At 65.1% G+C, this 23,862-nt stretch carries 20 protein-coding genes and 1 pseudogene; 11 read left to right on the forward strand and 10 right to left on the reverse strand.

Translation table 11 applies throughout. The features are described 5' to 3' along the window. Nucleotides 1-129: 129 nt before the first annotated feature. The 3 genes from hemC to ABIA40_RS23855 are packed head-to-tail and all read right to left on the reverse strand — an operon-like array spanning nucleotide 130 to nucleotide 3,405. A complete protein-coding gene (gene hemC / locus ABIA40_RS23845; RefSeq protein WP_404543458.1) occupies nucleotides 130-1,110 on the reverse strand; it encodes a hydroxymethylbilane synthase in 981 nt (326 codons plus the stop codon). A gap of 25 nt (nucleotides 1,111-1,135) precedes the next feature. Further along, the gene (locus ABIA40_RS23850) at nucleotides 1,136-2,761 is read right to left on the reverse strand and encodes a GMC family oxidoreductase (RefSeq protein ID WP_404543460.1); all 1,626 of its coding nucleotides are present in this window, start codon (nucleotides 2,759-2,761) and stop codon (nucleotides 1,136-1,138) included. A 53-nt stretch (nucleotides 2,762-2,814) separates the two neighbouring features. Next, entirely contained in the window at nucleotides 2,815-3,405 is a 591-nt protein-coding gene (locus ABIA40_RS23855; RefSeq protein ID WP_275508323.1) for a TetR/AcrR family transcriptional regulator, read from the reverse strand. 299 nt (nucleotides 3,406-3,704) lie between these two features. Here ABIA40_RS23855 and ABIA40_RS23860 point away from each other — a divergent pair, with 299 nt between their 5' ends. Next, nucleotides 3,705-4,070, forward strand: coding sequence for a nuclear transport factor 2 family protein (locus ABIA40_RS23860; protein ID WP_404543462.1), 366 nt, complete (start codon nucleotides 3,705-3,707; stop codon nucleotides 4,068-4,070). Nucleotides 4,071-4,082: 12 nt separating this feature from the next. Here the strand turns inward: ABIA40_RS23860 and ABIA40_RS23865 are convergent, their stop codons facing one another. Further along, complete coding sequence (locus tag ABIA40_RS23865; RefSeq protein WP_404543463.1) at nucleotides 4,083-5,027, reverse strand: hypothetical protein; 945 nt, start codon at nucleotides 5,025-5,027, stop codon at nucleotides 4,083-4,085. 165 nt (nucleotides 5,028-5,192) lie between these two features. Between ABIA40_RS23865 and ABIA40_RS23870 the strand changes: the two genes are divergently transcribed. After that, entirely contained in the window at nucleotides 5,193-5,429 is a 237-nt protein-coding gene (locus ABIA40_RS23870; RefSeq protein WP_404543465.1) for a hypothetical protein, read from the forward strand. Between the two features lie 122 nt (nucleotides 5,430-5,551). Further along, a complete protein-coding gene (locus ABIA40_RS23875; RefSeq protein ID WP_404543466.1) occupies nucleotides 5,552-7,513 on the forward strand; it encodes a putative bifunctional diguanylate cyclase/phosphodiesterase in 1,962 nt (653 codons plus the stop codon). A gap of 136 nt (nucleotides 7,514-7,649) precedes the next feature. Here the strand turns inward: ABIA40_RS23875 and ABIA40_RS23880 are convergent, their stop codons facing one another. The 4 genes from ABIA40_RS23880 to pgm all read right to left on the reverse strand — a co-directional run bounded on the left by ABIA40_RS23880 (nucleotide 7,650) and on the right by pgm (nucleotide 12,306). Then, the gene (locus tag ABIA40_RS23880; protein WP_128262965.1) at nucleotides 7,650-8,630 is read right to left on the reverse strand and encodes a PDR/VanB family oxidoreductase; all 981 of its coding nucleotides are present in this window, start codon (nucleotides 8,628-8,630) and stop codon (nucleotides 7,650-7,652) included. 11 nt (nucleotides 8,631-8,641) lie between these two features. Further along, the gene (locus tag ABIA40_RS23885; RefSeq protein ID WP_271538464.1) at nucleotides 8,642-9,394 is read right to left on the reverse strand and encodes a GntR family transcriptional regulator; all 753 of its coding nucleotides are present in this window, start codon (nucleotides 9,392-9,394) and stop codon (nucleotides 8,642-8,644) included. A gap of 3 nt (nucleotides 9,395-9,397) precedes the next feature. Continuing rightward, nucleotides 9,398-10,447 (reverse strand): aromatic ring-hydroxylating dioxygenase subunit alpha, encoded by a 1,050-nt coding sequence (locus ABIA40_RS23890; RefSeq protein WP_271538465.1) that lies wholly within the window; start codon nucleotides 10,445-10,447, stop codon nucleotides 9,398-9,400. A 212-nt stretch (nucleotides 10,448-10,659) separates the two neighbouring features. After that, nucleotides 10,660-12,306 carry a phosphoglucomutase (alpha-D-glucose-1,6-bisphosphate-dependent) gene (pgm, locus tag ABIA40_RS23895; RefSeq protein WP_271538467.1) on the reverse strand — a complete coding sequence of 549 codons (1,647 nt, stop codon included), beginning with the start codon at nucleotides 12,304-12,306 and terminating at the stop codon, nucleotides 10,660-10,662. Between the two features lie 163 nt (nucleotides 12,307-12,469). Between pgm and ABIA40_RS23900 the strand changes: the two genes are divergently transcribed. Beyond that, the gene (locus tag ABIA40_RS23900; RefSeq protein WP_404543467.1) at nucleotides 12,470-13,606 is read left to right on the forward strand and encodes an alpha/beta hydrolase family protein; all 1,137 of its coding nucleotides are present in this window, start codon (nucleotides 12,470-12,472) and stop codon (nucleotides 13,604-13,606) included. Between the two features lie 52 nt (nucleotides 13,607-13,658). After that, nucleotides 13,659-14,429, forward strand: coding sequence for a transglycosylase SLT domain-containing protein (locus tag ABIA40_RS23905; protein ID WP_404543469.1), 771 nt, complete (start codon nucleotides 13,659-13,661; stop codon nucleotides 14,427-14,429). A 67-nt stretch (nucleotides 14,430-14,496) separates the two neighbouring features. Here ABIA40_RS23905 and ABIA40_RS23910 read toward each other — a convergent pair. Next, nucleotides 14,497-14,960 (reverse strand): annotated as a pseudogene (locus ABIA40_RS23910) (winged helix-turn-helix domain-containing protein); the annotation flags it as partial. A gap of 182 nt (nucleotides 14,961-15,142) precedes the next feature. Between ABIA40_RS23910 and ABIA40_RS23915 the strand changes: the two are divergent. Continuing rightward, complete coding sequence (locus ABIA40_RS23915) at nucleotides 15,143-15,991, forward strand: MBL fold metallo-hydrolase (protein WP_404543470.1); 849 nt, start codon at nucleotides 15,143-15,145, stop codon at nucleotides 15,989-15,991. 62 nt (nucleotides 15,992-16,053) lie between these two features. Here the strand turns inward: ABIA40_RS23915 and ABIA40_RS23920 are convergent, their stop codons facing one another. Then, nucleotides 16,054-16,941, reverse strand: a complete 888-nt coding sequence (locus tag ABIA40_RS23920; protein WP_404543472.1) for an aldose 1-epimerase family protein — start codon at nucleotides 16,939-16,941, stop codon at nucleotides 16,054-16,056. 181 nt (nucleotides 16,942-17,122) lie between these two features. On the opposite strand from ABIA40_RS23920, the gene ABIA40_RS23925 reads away from it, so the two are divergent. From ABIA40_RS23925 to ABIA40_RS23945, 5 genes are all read left to right on the forward strand, one after another. Continuing rightward, a complete protein-coding gene (locus tag ABIA40_RS23925; protein ID WP_404546335.1) occupies nucleotides 17,123-18,226 on the forward strand; it encodes a glycosyltransferase family 4 protein in 1,104 nt (367 codons plus the stop codon). A gap of 253 nt (nucleotides 18,227-18,479) precedes the next feature. After that, complete coding sequence (locus ABIA40_RS23930) at nucleotides 18,480-19,619, forward strand: glycosyltransferase (protein WP_404543474.1); 1,140 nt, start codon at nucleotides 18,480-18,482, stop codon at nucleotides 19,617-19,619. Beyond that, nucleotides 19,619-20,959: a hypothetical protein gene (locus ABIA40_RS23935; protein ID WP_271538481.1), complete on the forward strand. Its 1,341-nt coding sequence runs from the start codon at nucleotides 19,619-19,621 to the stop codon at nucleotides 20,957-20,959. The genes ABIA40_RS23930 and ABIA40_RS23935 overlap by 1 nt, the downstream gene beginning before the upstream one ends. Before the next feature lie 30 nt (nucleotides 20,960-20,989). Further along, complete coding sequence (locus ABIA40_RS23940) at nucleotides 20,990-22,258, forward strand: glycosyltransferase family 4 protein (protein ID WP_404543476.1); 1,269 nt, start codon at nucleotides 20,990-20,992, stop codon at nucleotides 22,256-22,258. Beyond that, complete coding sequence (locus tag ABIA40_RS23945) at nucleotides 22,255-23,646, forward strand: hypothetical protein (protein WP_404543478.1); 1,392 nt, start codon at nucleotides 22,255-22,257, stop codon at nucleotides 23,644-23,646. Before ABIA40_RS23940 ends, ABIA40_RS23945 begins: the two co-directional genes overlap by 4 nt. Nucleotides 23,647-23,862 lie beyond the last annotated feature (216 nt).

A 23,862-nucleotide genomic window follows, 5' to 3' on the forward strand; every position in this document is an offset into this window, starting at 1 on the left:
AAAAACAACCCCATGCACAGTAGCCAAGTCATTGAAAAGCTTGGACTGGCGTGACTCGCCTGTGCGTTTTGACTTGTCGGGCAAAACACGTGCAAAATGACATCATCAGAGATCGTGATTTCGGCATGCTTACCGCGGCCGGCTGCGCTCGATGATCTCCGCCGCACCCTTCGCCAACAGGTCCAATCCCACCGCGCGGCCGAGCTCCCGCGGACGGTTGGCCGGCCCGGTGCGCGAGGCTTCGACGATGGTGTTGCCGGAGAGATCGAGCACCGAGGCGGTGAGCGACATCTGATCGCCCGTGATGGTCGAGAAGCCCGCCACCGGTGAATTGCAGTGGCCGTTGAGCACCCACAGCACCTCGCGCTCGGCGTCGGCGGAGGCGTGCGCAGCGGCGTTGTCGATCGACGACAGGATCTGTCGCGTCTGCCAATCCTGCGCGGCGCATTCGACCGCGACGATGCCCTGCCCTGCCGCCGGCAACATCTCCACTGCTGTGAATTCGTAGGCGATGCGATGGGACAGGCCGACGCGGTCGAGGCCCGAGCGCGCCATGATCAGCGCATCCGCGGGCCCTACAGCGCCGCCATCCGGCAGGCGCTGCTTCTCGCCGTTGTCGAGCTTGCGCACACGCGTGTCGGCGGCGCCACGGAAGTGGATCACCTCGACATCGGGGAACAGCCGCCGCACATAGGCTGCGCGGCGCACCGCGTTGGTGCCGATCTTGAAACCCTTGCCGCGGGACTGCCGTAGCGCCTCCAGCGTCACACCCTCGCGCAGCACCAGCGCATCACCAGGCGGATCGCGCGACAGCGTGGCGCCGATGACGAGGCCGGGCGTGTCCTCGTTGCCCGGCATGTCCTTCAACGAATGCATCGCCGCCTGGAGCTCACCCGACAGCACCGCGGCGCGGATCTGCGCCACGAAGGCGCCGCCTTTGCCGCCATGCGGCAGCAGCTTGCTGGTCTGGTCGAGATCGCCCGTGGTATCGAACTTGACGATCTCGATGTCGAGACCGGGCACGGCGGCGGTCAGGCGGCGCGCAATCTCTTCCGTCTGTGCCAGCGCCATGGCGCTCTTGCGTGTGCCGATCCTCAGTCGCGTAGCCAAGTCCAAATCCTTTCAAAGCGCGAATTTAACGCGCATCCTCCAATATCATGTCGGAGGCCTTTTCGGCGATCATGATGATCGGCGCATTGGTGTTCCCCGATACGAGGTCCGGCATGACCGAGCCATCGACGACACGCAAGGCTTCGAGTCCCCTCACCTTCAGCCGCTGGTCGACCACCGCGAGCGCGTCGTTGCCCATACGACAGGTCGAGGTCGGATGGTAGATGGTGCTGCCGCGCTCGCGGCAATAATCCAGGATCTCGGCATCCGAGGATACCTTTTCGCCGGGGTCGTACTCACTGATCACGAAAGGCTTCAGCGCCGGCGCGTTCAGGATCTTGCGCAAGATCTTGATGCCCTCGACATTGGTGGTGCGATCGGTCTCGGTCGACATGTAGTTGATGCGGATCTCCGGCGGCACGGTCGGGTCTGCGCTCTTGATGCGCAGGGTGCCGCGGCTCTCGGGCCGGAGCTGGCACACCGAGGCGGTGAATCCGGAGAAGGCGTGCAGCTTCTCGCCCATCTTGTCGGTCGAGAACGGCAGGAAGTGCACCTGGATGTCGGGCGAGGCGAGACGCGGACTGGTCTTGAAGAAGGCGCCCGCCGTGCCGGCTGCGATCGTCAGCCATCCCTTGCGAAACAGCGCATAGCGTGCGCCGGCCATGGTGCGGCGGAGCGGATGATTGATGGTGTCGTTGAGCGTGATCTTCTGCGAGCAGCGCATGACGATGCGGACCTGCATGTGATCCTGCAGATCATGGCCCACGCCGGCAGCATCGAGCACCACCTCGATGTCATGCTTGCGCAGGAGATCGCCGGGCCCGACGCCTGAGAGCTGAAGCAGCTGCGGCGAGTTGTAGGCGCCGCTCGACACGACGACTTCCCGCCGTGCACGCGCGCGGCGCAAAGCTGCGCCTTGCCGGTATTCGACGCCGACGGCGCGGCGCCCCTCGAACAGGATGCGTTGGGCGTGCGCAGAGGTCTCGATCTTGAGATTACTGCGGGACTTGGCAGGCCCGAGATAGGCGACCGACGTCGAGGCGCGCCGGCCGTTGCGCGTCGTGGTCTGAAACAGGCCGACGCCTTCCTGCGTCGCGCCGTTGAAATCAGGATTGTAGGGCAGACCGCTCTCGACGGCGGCGTCGATGAAGGCCTTCGACAACGGATCGGTCACAATCATGTTGGACACCGGGAGCGGCCCGCCCGTGCCGTGATACTGATCGGCGCCGCGCGACTGATTCTCGGCCTTCTTGAAATAGGGCAGCACGTCGTCATAGCCCCAGCCGGTGTTGCCGAGCTGGCGCCAGCGGTCGTAGTCCTCGTGCTGGCCGCGGACATAGAGCAGGCCGTTGATCGAGCTCGATCCGCCCAGCGTTTTTCCGCGCGGCTGGAACACCTGGCGGCCCTTCAGCTCGGGCTCCGGTTCGGTCTGGTACATCCAGTTGACGCTCTTCTCCTTGAACAGCTTGCCATAGCCGAGCGGGACGTGAATCCAGATGTTGGAATCCTTCGGGCCGGCCTCGAGCAGCAGCACGCTGTGCTTGCCGTTCGCCGAGAGCCTGTTGGCGAGCACGCAGCCGGCAGAGCCGGCGCCGACGATGATGTAGTCGAATTCGGGATCGGTGGGTGTGAGAGAGGAAGTTGCGTTCATGCGCTACTGTTCTTCTTGTTGGCGTGGGCGTTTCGAGCTCGTGAGTAGCACAATCAAGCCCTGACGCGCAGCGCCTCGACCAGCGACTTGAACGCACGGGCATATTCCGCGCCGGCCTTTGCGACATCGACGCGTCCGGCGCAGGCGACCGCGGCCTCGGTCACCGCGCCGAGCAGCAGCCGGGCCAGCGGCTCGACCGGCTGGCGCGCGATCAGGCCAGCCTCCATCGCTGCGGAGAGCGCACGCGGCAGCTTGCCGCCAAAATGTTGTGCGTCTATCTCGCGCCAGCGCTCCCAGCCGAGCACGGCCGGGCCGTCACGCAAAATGATCTGGCCGGTCGGACCCTTCGCGGTGGCCGCAAAATAGTGCTGGGTGCCGGCGACCATGGCGGCGAGCACGTCCTTTTCAGTGCGCGCCGTGCGGTCGATCTCGGCAACGAGGTCGCGCGAGACCTGGTCGAACACGGCTGCGAACACCGCCTCCTTGGTCTTGAAGTGATGATAGACCGCGCCCTTGGCGACCGAAGCGCCTTCGGCAATGTCGTCCATGGTGGTGGCGGCAAAGCCGTGCGTCCCGAACAGGCGCCGCGCCGCCGCCAGGATCGCTTCCGATGTTGCCGCCCGCCGCTCCGCCTGTTTGGCCATGTACTCTTCCTGTCCAGCACAGGTCGGGCCGCGGGCTTGCTCAACCTCTGCCGCTTGCGGGAGAGGTCGGCGCGAAGCGCCGGGTGAGGGCTGTTGCCTCTTGGGGATTGTCCCTTTGCGGAGACACCCTCTCCCCAGCCCTCCCCCGCGAGCGGGGGAGGGAGCCCGACCGCCTTCGCGGACGCACCTCGACCTGACCCGTTGATGCTCTAACCGAATTCGAACCAGCCGGCCAGTTGACATTTCGACTATCGGTCGGTAATTACAGACTATCAGTCGGTTTTAATTGTGAGGTCGCCATGCCGAGCCGTGAGATCGTCGAAGCCTTTGCGAAACGGCTGGAGGATGGGGATTTCGTCGGCGCGATCCTCGACTATTACACTCCGGACGCAGCAACCTATGAGAACCTCGCCGCGCCGGTGGTCGGGCGCGACAAGCTCGCGGACAAGGAGCGCGGCGTGCTGGCGGCGTTCAAGGAGGTCACTGCCGTGCGCCTCGGCCCGAGCCTGATCGATGGCGACGTCGTCGCCAGCCGCTGGAAGTTCTCCTTCACGGGCGCCGATGGCGTGACGCGGACACTGGAGGAGATCGCGTGGCAGACCTGGCAAGGCAATGAGATCGTCGAGGAGCGCTTCTTCTACGATCCGAAGCAACTCGGCCGCTGAGCAGGAATTCCCCTATCGGTACAGCACGACCACGGCCAGGCCGACGAGAGGCGCAAGAAACTGAACGGCCTGCCACCGAGAGCCATCGATCGACCAGCGTCCGTAGAAGACGGTGCCCCCGCGTTGGGATGGCGACGCCGCTTGATCCCGAAATGCCTTCCACCGCGCCTCGGCAGGCCCGAGAAAATCTTCCGGCTTGACCACCATGTCGGCGCTGCTCAGCACCACCTGCATCATCTCGCCTTTCGGCTGGAACATGGCCTCGGCCCCGGGGGGCGAGAAGAAGCTGCGCTTCGCGGCGATATGCTGTTCATAGAAGTTCTGACCGACCGTGACGGCCGCAGCGTATGGACTGACATACGGCACCCCTGAGATGCCGGGAACGACGAGATGGCCCACCCCGCGCACCTCCTGCCAGGGAATGAAGAGACCCTTCAGCCAGGGCCTGTGAAAGTGGATGCCCGCGGCAGACATGGAGACGACCGCCCGATCCGAATAGAAGTGCCGGTAGGACGAGAACGCGATCCATCCCAATCCAAGGTAAAGCATCATCCAGCCGAAAACATTCAGCGACGGGTTCACGAGATGGCTCCAATAGAGACTGCCCATGGCGCCGACATAGCTGGAGCGGCCGCTTGGTCCGCCGACCAACACGCTGATCACACCAATCACGCCGGAGACGATGAACAGGACAAGGACGCCGATCAACAATTCAAGAAGCAATGGCAGGCCGGACCGTCCGATCAGGCTCGTCAGTGCATAGCCCGCGAACGCCACACCGAGCAGAGCCACATAGACGACGGCCAAAACCGCTCCATTCTGGCCGCGGCTCTCCGCGTGAAGCGCGACCGCAAGGCCGGCGACGCAGGCCCACATGGCCCAGGGGACCCGGTCCATCCGCCACTTGTCCATCGTATATTCGACCGTTGCCGACACGTCGGCTGAAGGCTCGCTCATGGACAGGCCCTCGGAACTCAAATGCATGCAGTGCCGACGCGGCGCGCGGTGGCCTGCCGGTCTATGAAACGTATCACGCGATCGAGGGAACGTCTCGATCCGGCGCGGTGCGCAAAGCCGATCGAGGAGCGGTTCTATTACGATCCGAAGCAGTTGGGGCGGTGATTGTTCGAGCAGGCGTTTAGGGCATTGAGCCACCACGTCGTCATGGCCGGGCTTGTCCCGGCCATCCACGATCTCTTTCGCGGCACGAAGAACGTGGATGCTCGGGCCTTCGCCTCGCCGAAGCGGCTTCGGCCGCGCAGGCGGGACAAGCCCGGGCATGACGGTCTTCTTGTGATTGAGACGATTGCTTGTACGGCGGTCACGCATTTGTATCGATTTGTTATCGATACTGCGTGAAGAACACGCAGAAGTGGTCGCGGCCAGCGCGGCAAACGGGGATAATTCATAGTTCGTCAAAGATTTGCGGCGAATTCTCCGGATCGAGCCGAAATGAACGGCCCTTGGTGCTAGGCTCTGGGATGCGGACTCAAACGACCAACTATGTCGCACGGCTGTTCGCCGGCGATCTGTCGGCCTTTGGCGGTCCCGCAACGGACGAGGCCGTGGCCGGGCATATCCGCGCCGAGCAGATGTCGCTGGTGCTCGGCTATTCGGTCGGCATCATGCTGGCCAATGCCTGCAACGCCATCGTGCTCGCCATCGCGCTGTGGCAGTCGCCGGACAGGATGCCCGCCCTGATCTGGGCGGCGGCTGTCGCCAGCGCCGCGATCGGATTTGGCCTGCAATCCCACGTCGCGCGCCGCATCACCAAGCCGCAATTCGTCTCGCGTCGCGCGATGTACCGGCTGGTGCGCAACGCCTTCATCCTCGGCGCCGCCTGGGGCATCGTCCCGGTCGCCTTCTTCGCCGACGCTTCCAGCGGCGGCCAGCTCGTCATTACCTGCCTGTGCGCGGGCATGCTGGCCGGCGGCGCGCTCGCCTTCGCGACCATCCCGATCGCGGCGATCGCCTTCACGGCGCCGATCTTCCTCGGCATCGCCATCTGCCTCGGCCGGAACGGCGATCTCGCCTTTCTCCTCATCGCCTTTCTCGTCGTGATCTACGGCAGCGTCCTTTTGCGCGGCGTGTTCATCAATTCGTTCTCGTTCGCGCGGCGCGTCATCCGGCAGATCGAGGCCGAGCGCACGGTGCGGCTCGATCCCCTGACCCACCTGCCCAACCGCGTCGCCTTCAACGAAACGCTCGATGCCGCGCTCAAGCGGCTGGCGCTATCGGGCGAGGAATTCGCGGTGCTCCTGCTCGATCTCGACCGCTTCAAGGAGGTCAACGACCAGTTCGGCCATCCCGCCGGCGACGAATTCCTGGTCCAGGTCGCCAGCCGCCTGCAACGCTGCACGCGCGCCGCCGAGCACGTCGCGCGGATCGGCGGCGACGAGTTCGCGCTGGTGATGGCCAATCTGACACGGCCCGAGGATGCGCTCGAGATCGCCGAACGCTTCGTCGCGGCGTTCAGCGAGCCGTTCCAGATCGAGGGCCGCCAGATGGTCGGCGCGACCAGCGTCGGCATCGTGCTGGCGCCACGCGACGGCAACACGCCGCTCGACCTCATGAAGAATGCCGATGCCGCGCTCTACCGCGCCAAGAAGGCGGGGCCGGGCACGGTGTGCTTCTTTGAGCAGGCCGACGACAAATCGTCCCGCGAGCGCAAGGCGCTGCAAGCGGACCTCGCAGGCGCGATTGCGCGCAACGAGCTGTTCCTGGTGTTCCAGCCGTTCCTCGATCTCGGCACCAACCGGATCACCGGCTTCGAGGCGCTATTGCGCTGGCAGCATCCTTCGCGCGGGCTGGTGCCGCCGAGTGAATTCATACCAGTCGCCGAGGAGACCGGGCTGATCCACGAGATCGGCGAATGGGTCATCCGCCGCGCCTGCGCGACGGTTGCGGATTGGCCGGAAGAGATCAGGGTCGCCGTGAATTTCTCGGCCGCGCAATTCCACAACACGGCCATCCTCCAGACCATCGTGCAGGCGCTCGCCGACGCCAGGATCACCCCGCATCGGCTCGAGATCGAGATCACGGAATCGATGCTGCTGGCGAAATACGGTTCGGCCGCGACGGTCCTGAACGCGCTGCTGGAGCTCGGTGTCACCCTCGCGCTCGACGATTTCGGCACCGGCTTCTCCTCGCTGACTTACCTGCGCAAGCTGCCGTTCAGCCGCATCAAGATCGACCAGTCATTCATCCGCGACATGCTGGTGCAGCCGGACTGCGCGGCCATCGTGAAATCGGTGATCTCGCTTGCGAGCGATTTGCGGATCGGGGTCGTTGCGGAGGGGGTCGAGACCGCCGACCAGCTCGAATATCTCAGGCAGATCAGTTGCGACGAGGTGCAGGGCTATCTGATCAGCCGGCCGGTGGCCGCGGACGGGGTGATGGCGCTGCTGGAGACGAAGAAGTACCGGGCGATTTACGCGGCCTGAGGATCCCTCAGTGTGAGGATGCTGACGCTCCCAAAGCGTCATGGCCGGGCTTGACCCGGCCATCCACGCCCTTCCACGCGGCACAAAGAACGTGGATGCCCGGGACAAGCCCGGGCATGACGTCTTCTCCCCGCGGTTAGACCGCATCCGCCCTTAGCAGCGTATCCACGGTGATCGTGCCCCGTGCCCGCGAGACGCAGGTGCAGATCTTGTGGTTGCTCTTCTTCTCGTGGTCGCTGAAGAAGACGTCGCGATGGTCGATCTCGCCGTCGACGTCGACCACGTCGATGGCGCAGAGGCCGCATTCGCCGCGCTTGCAATCGGATATCACCTCAAAGCCGCTGGCATTGAGCACGTCGAGCATCGAGCGCTCGCGCGGGATCTCGAGCTCGACACCGGAGTCCTTGAGGCGCACCGTGAACGTTTCGGTCGGCAGCGTACCGCTGGAGCCGAAGGTCTCGTAGCGGAGATCGGGGAGCGGATGGCCGGCGCCGATCCAGGCATGGCGTGCGGCGTCGAGCATGCGCATCGGGCCGCAGAAGAGCGTCAGCGTGCCTTGCGGTAATGAGGCGAACAGCGCGTCGAGATCGAGCCGGCTGCCCTCGTCGCTGGCATGAACCACGAGACGATCGCCAAGCATTGCGCCGAGATCGTCGAGATAGGCGGCCTCGCGGCGCGAGCGTACGGCATAATGCAGCGTGACATCCGCCCCGCGCCGCGCCAGCGCCTGCGCGGCGCCGAGGATCGGGGTGATGCCGATGCCGCCGGCAATCAGGCAATAATTGTCGCGGGTCCAATCGACCGCGAGCAGCGAGGCGGGCTGGGTGATGTCGAGCCGCGCGCCCGGCTGCAAGGACCACATGTAGCGGGAGCCGCCACGGGAATCCTCGGCGCGGCGCACAGCAATTCGGAGGCCGTGCGAGGAGACCTCACCGACCAGCGAATAGGACCGCGTCTCCGGCAGGCCGTCGATGGTGATGCTGACATTGATGTGGCTCCCGACCGGATAGGCCGCGGCCTCGAACTGATCCGGCTTGATCAGGAATTCGCGGACGTTCGGGGTGAGATCGCGGGTGGTGACGAGCGTTGCCGGGGTCCAGGTCTCGATGAAGCGCATGGTGACTGCCCTCAATCGGTTGCGGTCTTGAGCAGCGCGAGCGCCGGCAAGAGGTCGAGATGGGTGCGGTTGCGCAGCGCGAGCCGCAGGTTTCGCACCGCGAGCCGGGCATGCTCGCGCATGACGGCCTCGGCGCGCGCGCCTTCGCGGTTCTCGATGGCGTCGATCACGACGCGATGGTGCTCCTGGGCGATGATCAGGATCTGCTGCGCCTCCGGCAGCGCCGATTGCGCCATCACGAAGCCGCTCGGCGAGGCAAACGGCAGCGCCGAGGCGCGGTCGATCTGCCGGATCAGCGGGGGGCTGCGCGACAGTTCCGTGAGCTGGGCGTGGAAGCGCGCATTCAGCGCGACGTAGGACGAGAAGGCATCGACCGAGATCGGCACCTGCCCCAGCAGCTCGTCGATCGCAGCAAGGCACTCCTTCAGCGGCTCGAGCTCGCGCGCGGAGACGCCGCGCTCGGCGGCAAAGCGCGCCGCCAGGCCTTCCAGTGTGCCGCGCAGCTCGATGGAATCGGAGATGTCGCGCTCCGAAAACGCCTTCACCATGAAGCCGCCGGAGGGGATCGCCTCCAACAGCCCCTCCTCCTCCAGCCGCACCAGCGCCATGCGCACCGGCGTGCGCGAGGCGCCTGTCGTCTCCACCGCCTGCAGCTCGGAGATGCGCTCGCCCGGCCGCAAGGCGCCCGACAGGATCTGGTCGCGCAGCGCGAGCTGCGCCTTCACGGTTTGCGAGATGGAGCGGTCGACCTCACGCTCGGCCATGTTCTACTCCGCGGCCTGAAGGTGCTTTGGGGCGTTCTCCTTCGCCACCATCCGGTCGATCAGCTTGCGCGACCACATCGCGCCGGCGTCGATGTTGAGGTTGTAGAAGATGCGGTCGGGGTTTTCGTCCATCGCGCGCTGCTGCGCTTCGAGGATCAGCTCGTCCTCGCGGAAGATGCCGGAGACGCCCTCGCGGATCTCGGTGGTGAGGCGCTGCTCACCGAGACGATAGTTGCGGACGAAAGACCAGAAGTAATGACAGGTCTTCTCGGTCTCCGGCGTGATGGTGTTGAGCACGAAGCCGTTGACGCCTTGCGAGCGGTCGCCTTCCGGTGCACCGGTCCCCGTCGGCGCGACGCCGACGTCGATCGCGATGGTGCACGGCGCCTCGAAGCGGATGATCTGCCAGCGGTCGACGAGGCCGGGCTTGCCGAGCTGCTTGGCCCAGAACGGCGGCGGCTCGATGCCCCGCATCCAGCGCGTCACCGTTACCGTCTTCTCGCCGTGGGTGACGTCGAACGGCGCCTCGGCGACGGCGTCGTTACCGATGGAGGAGCCGTGCACGAAGGTCTCATGGGTGAGGTCCATGAGATTGTCGAGCACGAGGCGGTAGTCGCATTTGACGTGGATGGTCTTGCCGTCGCCGGCCCAGGCCGGATCGTGATTCCAGTGCATGTCGGGGACGAGCGCGGGATCGGCGAGCGCGGGATCGCCCATCCAGAGCCAGACGTAGCGGTGACGCTCGACCACGGGATAGGCACGCACGCAGGCCGAGGGATTAATGGTCTCCTGCGAGGGCATGAAGGTGCAGCGGCCCTGCGCATTGTACTTGAGACCGTGATAGCCGCAGACGACGGTGTCGCCTTCAAGCCGGCCCTTGGACAGCGGCACCAGGCGATGCCAGCAGGCGTCCTCCAGCGCGGTCACCGTGCCGTCGGCCTTGCGATACATCACGACATGCTTGCCGCAGATCGTTCGCGGCAACAGCGCCGCCTTGACGTCGGCGTCCCACGCCGCGGCGTACCAGGCGTTCATGGGGAAGGGTTTTGTCATGTCTCACTCCCACGGCTTATGAATACGTTATGTATACAATAGCTGAAGGATAGAATTGTTCAAGATAGAATCAGCTCTACCTCAATACCTTTATCCTTGTGATTGTATACATAGCGGGGGAATGACCGCGTCCGGCTCCGGCTCCGCTTACCCTCCCCTGGAGGGAGGGCCCTCCAGGGGAGGGTAGGACAGCGGCGACCTCTCGGAACAACTTACGCCGCGAACACCTTGGCTAGGCCCGCCTGGGCGTCCTCCTGGATCCGTTTCAGGTGCTCGGGGCTGCGGAAGCTTTCGGCGTAGATCTTGTAGACGTCCTCGGTGCCGGACGGGCGCGCCGCGAACCAGCCGAAATCGGTTTCGACCTTGATGCCGCCGAACGGCTGGCCGTTGCCGGGCGCCTTGCTCAGCGTCGCACGAACGGGATCGCCGGCGAGGTCCTTGAGGCCGAGCTGCTCCGGCGTGAGGGACTTCAGGATGTTCTTCTGCGGCCCGGTGGCGGCAACGTCGATGCGGGCGTAATGCGGCATGCCGAACTCGGCGGTGAGATCATTGAAGATCTGGCTGGGATCGCGGCCGGTCTTGGCCATGATCTCGGCAGCGAGCAGGCCGAGGATGACGCCGTCCTTGTCGGTGGTCCACACCGCGCCGTCGCGGCGCAGGAACGAGGCCCCTGCACTCTCCTCGCCGCCGAAGCCGAAGCCGCCGGTGACGAGGCCGTCGACGAACCATTTGAAGCCGACCGGCGTCTCCACCAGCTTGCGGCCGAGCTTTTTGGCGACGCGGTCGATGATCGAGCTCGACACCACGGTCTTGCCGATCGCGGCATCCTTGCCCCAATCCGGACGGTGCGCGAACAGGTAGGAGATCGCGGTCGCCAGGTAATGGTTCGGATTCATCAACCCGCCGGTGCGCGTGACGATGCCGTGGCGGTCGGCGTCGGTGTCGTTGGCAAAGGCGACGTCGAAGCGGTCGCGCATGCCGATCAGGCTCGCCATCGCGTAAGGCGAGGAGCAGTCCATGCGGATCTTGCCGTCCCAGTCCACCGTCATGAAACGGAAGGTCGGGTCGATCGCCTCGTTCACGACCGTTGCGTTGAGGCCATAGCGCTCGATGATCGGATGCCAGTAATGCACGGCGGCGCCGCCGAGCGGATCGATGCCGATCTTGACGCCGGCGGATTTGACGAGGTCGAGATCGACGACATTGCCGAGATCGGCGACGTAAGGCGTGATGAAGTCGTAGGCGTGGACATTGGCGGCCTTGCGCGCCTTGGCATAGTCGATGCGCTTCACGTCCTCGAGCTCGCCGGCGAGATAGGCGTTGGCGCACTTCTCGACGGCAGCGGTCACGTCCGTATCGGCCGGGCCGCCATGAGGCGGATTGTATTTGTAGCCGCCATCCTCGGGGGGATTGTGCGAGGGGGTGATGACGACGCCGTCGGCGAGGCCGCTGGTGCGGCCTTTGTTATAGGTGAGGATCGCATGCGAGATGACGGGCGTCGGCGTGTAGCCGCCATCCTTGTCGATCATGACCTCGACGCCGTTGGCGGCGAACACCTCGATGGCGCTTGCAAGCGCCGGCTCGGCCAGCGCATGGGTATCGATGCCGATGAAGAGCGGGCCGGTCAGGCCCTTCTCCTTGCGGTAATCACAAATCGCCTGCGTGGTGGCGAGGATGTGGCCTTCGTTGAAGGTGTTCTTGAATGAGGTGCCGCGATGGCCCGACGTGCCGAATGCCACGCGCTGTGCCGGATCGGACGCATCCGGCTTGCCGGCGAAATAGGCCGTCACCAGCCGCGGAATATTGGTGAGCGCGTCCGGCGAGGCCTGCTTGCCCGCCGCGGGATGAACATCAGCCACTGGAATACCCTCGTCCTGTCGTGAGTGCGGGACACCATAGCATCGGCCAAGCCCCCGCCAAGAGCACAACACGCGCGAGCGGGAAGGCGTTCCTTGGCGGCGTTGCAGTCCCGATGAGCGGCCTTCGTGCTATGCTCGGCAGCACCGCCCGTCGAATCGTCTCATGATCCCTTCGCGCAAGCTGCTCGTGCTGATCGCCGGCCTCGCCCTGGCCGGTGCACCGGCGCGCGCCGCGGAGTTCTACACCGAGGACCTGCGCATCCCGATGGCGGAGGCCGGACCGCAGGGGCTGGAGGCCTTTCTGGTCCGACCAGTGGGGACCAAGCGCTATCCGCTGGCGCTGCTCAGCCACGGCTCGCCGCGCAAGTTCGAGGACCGCGCGACCATGTCGGCGCACAGATATTATGGCATCGCGCTGGAATACGCCCGGCGCGGCTTTGCGGCGCTGGTGGTGATGCGGCGCGGCTACGGCACCTCGCCGGGCGGGCGCGTCGACAGCGTCGGCAGTTGCGCAAGGGCCGCGTACCTGCCGGCGGCCGCCGTCGCGGTTGCCGATCTGCGCGCCGCGATCGATGCGATGGCGCACCGGGCCGACGTGACGACATCGGGCATGATCGCGGCCGGCCATTCCGCAGGCGGCCTTGCAACGGTGGCGCTGAGCGCACAGGCGCCGGCGGGCCTCGTCGCCGCGATCAATTTTGCCGGCGGCCGCGGCTCGCGCGAGACAGAGGATGTCTGCAATCCGGATGGGCTGGTGCAGGCCTTCGCCACCTTCGGCAAGACCTCGCGCGTGCCCATGCTGTGGGTCTATGCCAGCAACGATTCCTATTTCGGTCCCGATCTCGCGCGCCGGCTTCATGACGGGTTTCGCGCCGGCGGCGGCAATGCGAGCTTCGTGGGGGCACCGGCTTACGGCGAAGACGGGCATTATCTCTATTCGGTCGCGGGCCGGCCGCAATGGACGCCGTATCTCGACGCCTTCCTGCGCGAGCGCGGGCTCGGCCATGACCTGTTGAGCCTGCCCGATCCGCTGCCGCCGCCACGCCAGCTCAACGAGGCCGCGCGGGCCGAGTTCGCGCGCTATCTCGCCAGCCTGCTGCCGCACAAGGCCTTTGCGGTGTCGCCGAACGGCGGCTACGGCTGGCGCGCTGGACGTGCGACGACCGAGGAGGCCCGGCGCGACTCGCTGGCAGCCTGCATGAAATGGTCGCCCAGCTGCACGCTCTATGCGGTCGATGACCAGCTGGCGGAGCCGTCGCAGGCCAGTTCCACCGACCAGAGCGCCCGCGCGCGACCGTGACGCACACACGCCTGAGGCCGGTTTGTTAACTCCGGCGCTCTATGACAAGCCCATGCTGCGGGATCGGGCACGCTTCATTCTCGGCGCGACGTGGAAGCACGTCGCGGTCGTCCTGCTCGTGTCGACTCCGATCGGCGCACATGCGGCCGACGGCAGCAGCGAGCTCGGCGCCGGCGAAACGCCGTCGTCGCGGGCCACGATCCGGAAGATCATCGAGAGGGAAACCAAGAACACCAATCTGCCGGCCGATATCGCCGAGGCGGTCGTCTTCGTCGAAAGCGGCTACAACCCGGCGGTCATCGGCAGCGCGGGCGAAATCGGCCTGATGCAGGTGCGCCCCGAGACCGCGGCGATGCTGGGCTTCCGCGGCAGCAGCGCGGAGCTGGCCGAACCCGACGTCAACATCCATTACGGGGTGCTCTATCTCAGCCAGGCCTGGCGGCTTTCGGGCGGGGATCTCTGCCGCGCCCTGATGAAATACCGGGCGGGTCATGGCGAAGAGGAGATGACCGCGCGGTCGCAGGTCTATTGCAACCGGGCCCGCAACCGGCTTGTCGCGATGAGCGCGATGCCGGGAGAACGCGAAACTGCGGCTGCTCCGGATCCGGCGTCCACGGTTGCAGCTGCCGCTGCGGTTGCGGCCGCGGCGCCCGTGAAACCGGCGAGCCGCCCGAAGATGCCGGTGCAGCCCAAGGCGGTCTATGCTCGTTATCGTCAAGGCACCGCGGCCGCCAGCCGCGCCTATTGGGCCGCCCATGAGGCCAGGGTCGGCCAGATCAAGGCGCGCATCGAAGCACGTTGGAAGCGCGTCGCGTCGCGCTGACGGCGATGTCCTATTGTCTGAGCATGATCTTGCCGGAAAACCGCTGCACGCTTTTCCGGATCATGCGCTACAGCCGCTCGCTGAGCGCGAGCTTGTAGCCGACGCCGGTGACGGTCGCGATCACGGGCGTGCCGCTGCCGACGAGCTTGCGGCGCAGCCGCGCCACCAGCGCATCGACGGTGCGGATGTCGACCTGGCCTGGCGATTACTGACCACCTCGATCAGATAGTCGCGGCTGAGCGGCCTGCCGTCGGCGCCGACGAGCGCCGCCAGCAGGTCGAATGCGGCGCGCGTCAGCGCCACCGGCCTGCCGTCATTGCCAAGCAATTCGCGCCGGGTCAGGTCGATGATCCAGTCGCCGAACGCGATCGAATTGTGGCTGCGCGCCGCCTTGCGGTCGATCGAGCGGCGCCGCAGCACGCTGCGCGCACGCGCGAGCAGATCGCGCAGGTTGATCGGCTTGGTGACGTAATGGTCGCCGGCGACCTCGAGGCCGAGGATGCGGTCGACGTCGGTGTCGCGCCGCGTCACATTGGTCATGCTCTTGGCACATTAAGTATGAATTGGCCCACAATTCTCATTCCGCGCACCGTCGCGCCGACAGCCTCTCGATTCGGAACATCAGCTCGTACTTCGAGCGGCCGCCTGCGGCTTGCTCCCCTGTGAGCTTCGCATCTACTGTGCCTCCAAAAGCCTGCACTCGGAGGTGGCGCATGGAGGTCATACTGCTCGGCACCGGCGGCCCGCGCCCGGACCCGCGCCGCATGGCGACGACCACGCTGATAAGGCTTGGCGAGGAGAACATCCTGTTCGACGCCGGTCGTGGCGTCATGGTGCAGCTTCACAAGGCGGGCGTGCCGCTCGGCGCCATCAACACGGTCTTCCTCACCCATCACCATTTCGATCACATCGGTGATCTCTACGATGTGATGTTGAATTCGTGGATGCACGGGCGCAAGGACGCGTTGCGCGTCTACGGGCCGCCCGAGACCGAACGCCTCGTCAACACGCTGGTCACGCAGGTCTACGACAAGGACATCGCCTGGCGCGACCAGGGCGAGCCGACCTTCGGCGGCTGGAAGCCCGTCGCCGCAACGGACATCATTCCAGGCCCCGTGGTCGACACCGGTCGCTGGAAGATCAGTGCCGAACTGGTCTCGCATGGCGACGGCCTCGACATGTCGCCGGCCTTTCTGGCGCGCTGGATGTGTCTCGGCTATCGCTTCGAAGCGGAAGGCAAGGTCATTGCTATTTCCGGCGACACCGTCCCCTGCCCCGGGCTCGAGCGGCTGGCCGAGGGAGCCGACCTGCTGGTGCAGTGCTGCTTCCTCGCCACGCCGGAGATCAACAACGAACATTTGCGCCGGCTCGCGAAATATACGATCGCCTGCGGCGACACCGTCGGGAAGATCGCGGCCAAAGCCGGCGTCAAGAAGCTCGCGCTGACCCATCACCGTCCGCGCACCGACGATGCCATGCTGAACGCATTGCTTGATGACGTCAGGCGGGACTATGCAGGACCCGTCGTGGTCGGCGAGGATCTCACGCGCATCGAGGTCTGAGGATGATCGAAGATCGAAGCACGCGCGCCGCAACAAATCATGCGTGCGGAAGCCGTTCGGCGTCAGGACGATCCGACCTCGATCCGGTAGGATAACTCTTCCTCAGCGCCCGGCGCGATGTGCATCAGTCCCGGCTTGTCGGCGAACTCGCCATGGAAGCCGGCGGGACTTGCGTAGCCGCGCCAGGGCTCGATGCAGAGGAACGGCGCGCCTGACGGTTTCGACCAGACGCCGAGCTCGCGAAATCCGCGCCAGGACATTTTCAGCCATGGCCCGGTCGATGCACCTCCCGCCGCGGCATAGCGGACCGAAGTGCTCTCGATGCGGTCAAGGATGATGGCGTCGTCGACGAACAGGGAGTCCGACAAGGGAAGCGAGGTGCCTTTGACCGGGCTCGGCTCCGCTGCCGGCCGCAGCAATCCACCTTCGAGACGGCGGACCGGAGACGGTTCGGCGCTCGCGAAAGTCAGCGCATGGCTCTCCTTCGCCGCGCCGGGCTGCAGCGGCCAATTGAAGGCGGGATGACCGCCGAGCGAGGCCGGCAACGTCTCCTTGCCGGTGTTGGCGATCGTGAGCGTCAGATCGAGGCCGGACTCATCGAGAGCATAGGCCGCCGTCAGCCGGAACGGGAACGGATAGAGCGCGCGCGTCGTCTCATTGTCCTCGAGCACCAGGGTGCAACGGCTCTCGCCGCGTTCTGCCCACGCAAAGCGGCTGTCGCGGGCGAAGCCGTGCTGCGTCATCCGATACGTCTTGCCCTGATGCCGCAATTCGTCGTTGGCAAGGCGCCCGACGATCGGAAACAGCAGCGGCGCGTGACGCGGCCATTCCGGCCCCGACTGCCAAAGGAATTCGGTGCCGCCGCCCTTCAGCGAGCAGAGCTCGGCGCCGTGCGCCTTGACGGTCGCGGTGAGCGAGCCGCAGCGGAAGGAGTGGGTGTCATCGGTCATGGCCGACCTCTACACCCCGGCCTGGCACGCAGCAAGGCGACGCCGGGCCATGCAGGCGGCGCCTCCGAGCCATGCCCGGCTGCGTCATATTTCTGTACCTAACGATTGCTCACGTGCGGCTCCTCCACCGCGAGCTCCCCGCGAACCCGGCCGGAACTCCATGAACCATCGTGGTCCTCAATTGAAATTCTTCATCAACGGCCGCTTTCTGTCGCAAAAGCTCACGGGCGTGCAGCGCTATGCCGCTGAAATGGTCAAGGCAATCGACGTGCTGCTCGCGTCGGAGCAGATTCCGGCCTCGCTGCGCAACGCAGACTGGCAATTGTTGAAGCCCGCGGATGCAAGCGAGGAACTTAATCTCGACCGGATCAAGATTCGCGCTGTCGGCCGGTTGCATGGGCACGCGTGGGATCAAATCGATCTCGCCCGCGCTGCCGCCGGAGGCCGCTTGATCAGCCTGGCCAATTCCGGGCCTGTCTTCCATCGCGACCATATTGTCGTGCTTCACGACGCCCAGGTCTTTCGCAGGCCCGACTTCTTCAATTGGCGCTATCTGACCGTCCATCGCACGATGGGCCGGATGCTCGCGCGGCACGCAAGCATCGCAACGGTGTCGGGATTTTCCCGCAAGGAGCTTGCGGACGTGCTGAATCTCTCGGCATCGCGCATTCCCGTCTTCCCCAACAGCGCCGAGCACTTTGCAGCCACGAAGCCCGATCCCAGCATCCTGGCCCGACTTGGCGTTCAGCCGCAGAAGTTCTTCCTCTTCGTGGGCTCGAAAACCAAGAACAAGAATCTGTCCGTCGCGATCCGCGCCATCCAGCTGCTCGACCGGGCCGACGTTCCCCTGGTCATTGTCGGCGGCGATAACAGCAAGGTCTTTCAGGATAATTCGGGCGAAGGGGCTTCCGGCCTGGTGCTGGCCGGCCGTCTGACCGACAGCGAGATTGCCGCGCTCTATGCGCACGCATCGGCCTTCGTGTTTCCCTCGCTCTACGAGGGGTTCGGCGTGCCGCCGCTCGAAGCCATGATCTTCGGCTGCCCGGTGATCGCCTCGAGGGCCGACGCCGTCGTGGAGACGTGCGGCGACGCGGCTGCGTATTTTGACGCCACTGATGCCGATGCGCTGAAGCAGCTCATGCTCGAAAGATTGGCAATCGGCGCGATCTCGGACCAGGAACGCCGGCGGCAACAGGATCGCCTTGCACTCTATTCGTGGAAGAAATCGGCGAAGACGTTGCTCGATCACCTCGCAGTGCCGGCGAACGTCGCCAGCGCTGCGTGAAACGAGGCGCGGTTCGCCTATCGCGCGCAACGGTTCTTGCACAAACGGTTTGCAACTCGCAGCTCTTTGCCTGGTTCCATGATTCTTTTTCTTCGTTCTTGCGGTGATCGCAAGCACGAGTGCCTTGGCGCAACATCACCACATCGCTGCCCCAATATCGCTACGTATTCGAGGAACTGTGTTTCGCACTAGCGAACACAGAACAGGGATACAGATGTCCGGCTCTCCAACGCGGCCCTACGCAAGGCAAACGATGAAAGTGCTGCACATCGCCGAAACGATCCGTGGCGGGATCGCGAGCTATCTGAACGAGTTGCATCCTCAGCAGCAGGCCAGCTTCGGTGCCGAGAACGTGCACTATGTTGTACCGTCGGATCATCGGGGCGACCTCGGTGCGATCGATGACAACCAGATTACAACATTCGAACGATCCGGCCGCAGCGTCGCCGGCCTATTCCAGATGCTGCGTGCCAGCATGCAAGCGCTGGATGCCTTCAGACCGGACGTGGTGCACCTGCATTCTTCCTTTGCAGGGCTCGTGCTCCGGCCCGCGCTCGCAGCCCGCTCGGGCGGACCGCGCGTCGTCTATTGTCCGCACGGCTGGGCATTTTCGCGCGAGACCGGCCGCTTCAGTCATAAGCTGACGAAGGCGGCGGAGAACCTGCTTGCGCGCACCTCGGACCGAATCATCTGCATCTCCGGCGACGAGTATAGCGAGGCGGTGCGCGCGGGAATTCCTGCCGACCGCCTCACCGTGGTCCACAACGGCATCTCGAAGAGCCGCACGCCGCAGCCCGTCGCGGCTGACTGGACCTCGAAGAAGGTCAAGGTGCTGTTCATCGGACGCCTGGACCGGCAGAAGGGGTTCGATCTGCTGATCGAAGCGGCACGCGCGCTCGAGGATGTGCTGGACGTCCGCATGATCGGCGCCTCCGTCGTCAACAAGTACGAAGGTCCGACCGTCCCGTCCAACGTGTCCCTGTTGGGCTGGCTCGACCGCCCGACCATCGAGACCCAGCTCGAGGCCGCCGACCTCGTCGTGATTCCGTCACGTTGGGAAGCCTTTGGCCTCGTTGCGCTCGAAGCGATGCGGGCGGCCAAGCCCATCCTGGCGTTCCGTAGCGGAGCTTTGCCCGAGATCGTCGTCGATGGCGTGACCGGCGTGCTTTGCGAACCCGTCGCGGTCCAGCCGCTCGTGGATGGTTTCCGGCGCGCACTCGATCTCGATCTCAAGGTGCTGGGGCAGCGCGGCTACGACCGGTTCAAGCAGCTCTATGACGTCGAGAAGACGCATGCGCAATTGCAGCAGGTCTATGTCGAGCTGCTTCAGGACGACCAGACGCCCGTCGCAGCGAAGGCGGGGCTGCAGTCGGATCTCTCCAAGAATTTCTGATGGCTGCACCGCTCCCACGCACCTTGGTTCGCGACAGCCTCCGCCTCGCGAGCCTCATCGCATCCATTCTCCTTCCGGTCTCGGTCTGCGCACAGCAGGCGCAACCGCTCGATGCCCGATTCCTGCTCGGGGTCGGCACGCATCAGGGGCTGGGCGGCCCGGTGAGCGCGCGCGGATACGTGCCTTCGGAAAACGTCGCCCAGATCAAGCAACTCGGTCTCAATTCCTTTCGCGATGATTTTCCCTGGTCCGAGTTCGAGGTTGGGGGACGCCGGATGGGCTTCACACCCCGACTGGGCAGGCTCGAAGCGCAGGTCAAGGCCGGCGTCGCGCGCCCTCTCCTGATCCTCGCCTTCGGCCATCATCTCGTTCCGAATTCCTCGCCACCGACGACCGACGAGGCGCGGCAGCGGTTCGCCGATTATGCGGCGGCGGCGGCGCAATCGGTGGTGGCGCAGCATCCGCTGTTCGAGCTCTGGAACGAATGGAACCTGGCGGCGAAGAAAGATCCTGCGTTCTCGCCGGAAAACTATCGGGCGCTTGCCGAGGTCACGCGGCCGGTAGTCAAGCGGGTGGCGCCAAATGCGCCGTTCTTGGTGGGCGCGCTCGGCGACGATCTGGGCTGGACATGGACCGAGAAGATGCTGCGGACCGGCATTCTTCAATATGCGGACGGCGCATCGATCCATCTCTACAATTTCTGCATGGGCCCGAGCAAACGCACCTCGGCCGAAATCATAGAGCGGCTCACGGCGTTTCACCGCCTGGTCGGCCAGGCCAGCGGAAACCCCGATTTTCCGATCTATGTCACCGAGACCGGGTGGACCACGGCTGCCACCAATAAATGCGGCGTCAGCGAACAAGCCCAGTCCGACAATACGGCACAGCTCATCTTGTGGGCATCGACCGCGGCGCGCTGGCTCAAAGGAATGTGGTTCTACGAACTCAAGGACAGTGGAAAGGACGCATCGGACCTGGAGCACAATTTCGGGCTCTACCGTTTCGACAATTCGCCGAAGCCCGTCGCCTGCGCGGTTCAGGGCGCCTGGGCTTTCATCCGCTCCAGCCTGAGCGCCGAGAAACGCGAGCTCGCCACCGGCGTCGTGTCGATCAATGCAACGACGACGTCCGGCGCCAGAGTTGCGGTGTGGTCCGAGACTCCCGAGCGGCGTTACGAGGTCCGGATCAAGGGCGACCAGGACGGCGCAACCTTTGCGATGCCGTGCGACTCGGCCGCAAGACCTGCGTCCGGTGCCTGGATTCCGGTTTCGACCACGCCTGTCCTCATTGCAGCGAGCAACGGTGCCATGCCCGCTTTGGAGATAAGGCCGGCGCGGTAAGCGCGATTTTGCAAAACATGAGGTTCAGTGATGAAAGTTCTTTTGACGTCCACGCTTTATCCGACGCCTCAGGCCCCTAAGATCGTCGGCGGTGCAGAGATCTTCGCACGGCGCTTCGCCGAAGGCCTGGTGCAACGCGGAGACGAGGTCGAGGTGATCCGGGCCGCATCGTCTCCTGGGCAGGAGCGCGAAAGCTGCAACGGCATCAACGTCTATTCCGCGCCGGTCCAGAACATCTACCGGCCCTTCACGGAGCAGAAGAACGCCGTCTTGCGCAGCATCTGGCATGCTGTCGACGACTGGCAGATGCAGGCGCCGCTGATCGCGGAACGCATCCGGGCCTTCAAGCCGGACGTGCTGCACTCTAACAATCTGTCCGGTCTGACCACCGCGATCTGGCGCGTTGCCGCCCAGCTCGGCGTGCCGGTGCTGCACACGCTTCACGACTATTATCTGACCTGTCCGCGCTGCTCGCGCTTCGACAAGGGACGCTCCTGCGAGCACACCTGCACGAGCTGCAGCATCCTGACCTTCCATCGCAAGCGGGCGACGCATTGGCTCAGCGCCGTGGTCGGCGTGAGCGAGCGCGTGCTGTCCATTCATACCGACATGGGCATGTTCGCGGAGACGCCGATCCGCACCGTGATCCGCAACGCCTCGACCGAGCCGCCGCGCGAGCCCTACCCTCGCCCGGTCTGCACCACGGAAGTGACGTTCGGGTTCATCGGCCGGCTCACTGAGGAGAAGGGCATCGACAATCTGATGCGGGCACTTGCCATGCTGCCCCGGGATCGCATCCGGATGCTGATCGCCGGTCGCGTCAGCGACGAGGAACAACGGCGCCTCAGGGCGCTCGCGCCGGATGCGCGTATCGAGTTCATGGGATTCGTGGTGCCGGACGATTTCTACAAGCAGGTCGACGTGGTGATTGCCCCCTCGATCTGGCACGACCCTGGTCCGCTCGTCGTCGCCGACGCCAAGGCGGCCGGCAGGCCGCTGCTCGGAACGCGCTTTGGCGGCATGCCCGAAGTGATCGAGCATGGCGTGACCGGCTGGCTGACTGAAGCCGATCCTCGATCCCTGGCCGACAGCATGCTCGCAGTCGCCTCCGATCCGCACAAGATCGACGAGATCAGCCGGCGCCTCATTGCGGATACCAACAAATGGATATTTGCCGACGTGCTGTCGTCATACAAGAATCTGTATGAACAATTGCGCGAGCAGCGAATGTCGCGCGTGCGCGCAGCAACGACTGAAGCGCCGCGGGCCGTCGGCAAGGAGCGCCTCATTCCGAGATGACACGCCTCTTCGCGATGGCGGGCTACCTCTATCAGAGCGCCGCGGCGATCATCCTGATCTTCGCGATCAGTCATCTGTTGCCCGCCGCCGACTACACCAATTTCTCGCTGGCACTGGCCTCGAGCCAATTGCTCTGCGTCCTGATGTTCGAGTGGCTGCAGCTCGCCGGATTGCGTTTCCTGGCAGCAGCCGGGGAGAACGAGGCGGCGCGGCTGAGGTGGTCGCTCTTTGCCGCGGGCCTGTCGAGCGCGGGCGCGCTCGTCGTGGTCGGCGCCTGCGCATCTCTGGCCAGCGTGCTCCCGGCCGGGATCATCGCGCTGGGCCTCGGCATCTCCGTGCTTCAGGGCCTGACCGACCTCTATTTGCTGTCGGTCCGCCTGTCCGACCGGCTGGGTGTCGCCTCCTCTCTCCTGGCGTTTCGCGCTACCGCCCTTCTGACCGGAGCCGCCGCGGGTGCGGCGATTTGGGGAACGGCGGAAGCGGCGCTGCTCGGCGTCAGTGCGGGCCACGCCCTGGGCCTGCTCGCGGGGCTGGTGGCCTATCGCACCCCCCTGGAGCGCGTTCCGCTGCGGACGATGCTGGCCGACTGGAAGGATTTCTCCCGCTACGGCATGCTGGCGGCGGGTGCGTCCGTCATCCATCTCTCGGTGCCGGTGCTGCTCCGCTTCATCATCATCGGCCGGCTGGGCGCGACGGGCGCCGGCGCCGGATTTTCGATCGCGCTCGACCTGCTGCAACGCCCGTTCTGGGTCCTCAATGCAGCGATCCACACCGTGAGCTATCCCGATGTCGTGAAGGATTTCGAGCACGGAACCGTCATGAAGTCGGTGCAATCGACGCGGCGGATGTTCGAGTTCATGGTCTGCACGACCCTCGTGCTGCTCGGCGGTCTCGTCGGCTTCATTCCGGATGCAGCCCGTATCCTGGTGCCGCGGGAGAGCCTTGATGGCTTCCTGACGACGGCACCTGTTGTGGCCGTCTTCTATTTCCTGCACACGCATCTCCAGGCGACCGTCGCGGTCGTTCCGCACCTGGAGAAGCTCGCAACGAGGCTCGTGATCGTCGCGGCCGGCCAGCTCGCGATCGTCGCTGCCGTTGCGCTGGCCGCGGCATGGGCCGGCCTGTCGCCGCAACAGGCGGTCGGCTGCGCTTGCCTCGCCACGCTCGCGACGATCGTGGTTGCGCTCGGTCCGACCCTGCGGTTCGAGGCATTCCCGCGCTGGTCACTGGTCGCGCAGGCGGTGGTGGCCGCCGTCCTGATCGGATCACTCGGCGCGATGCCGACCGAGCCCGCGACATGGCTTGCCGGCAAGATCTTGATCGCCGGAATCGCGACAGCCGTTATCGGTTGGCGCGGAGATTTTCTGATGTTGGCCCGCCGCGACTAATTCGCCGCACCGGCATGGATCGGAACGCAGCGTGCGAGCAACTGAGCCGTTGGGCCACCGCGCTGATTCAGTTCCTGGACGGAACCATTGCGCCTCCCCGGTCCAACCAAATGGCAGTATCCGGGAAAATACGGACGCAACCAACGCGATAGAATCTGTCAAATTACTCGCCCGTGAAAATGGCATCTGCCGACTCCCTGTGCAATCCGATGACGC

It is taken from the genome of Bradyrhizobium sp. USDA 223 (genome assembly GCF_044909005.1).
Taxonomy (GTDB): domain Bacteria; phylum Pseudomonadota; class Alphaproteobacteria; order Rhizobiales; family Xanthobacteraceae; genus Bradyrhizobium; species Bradyrhizobium yuanmingense.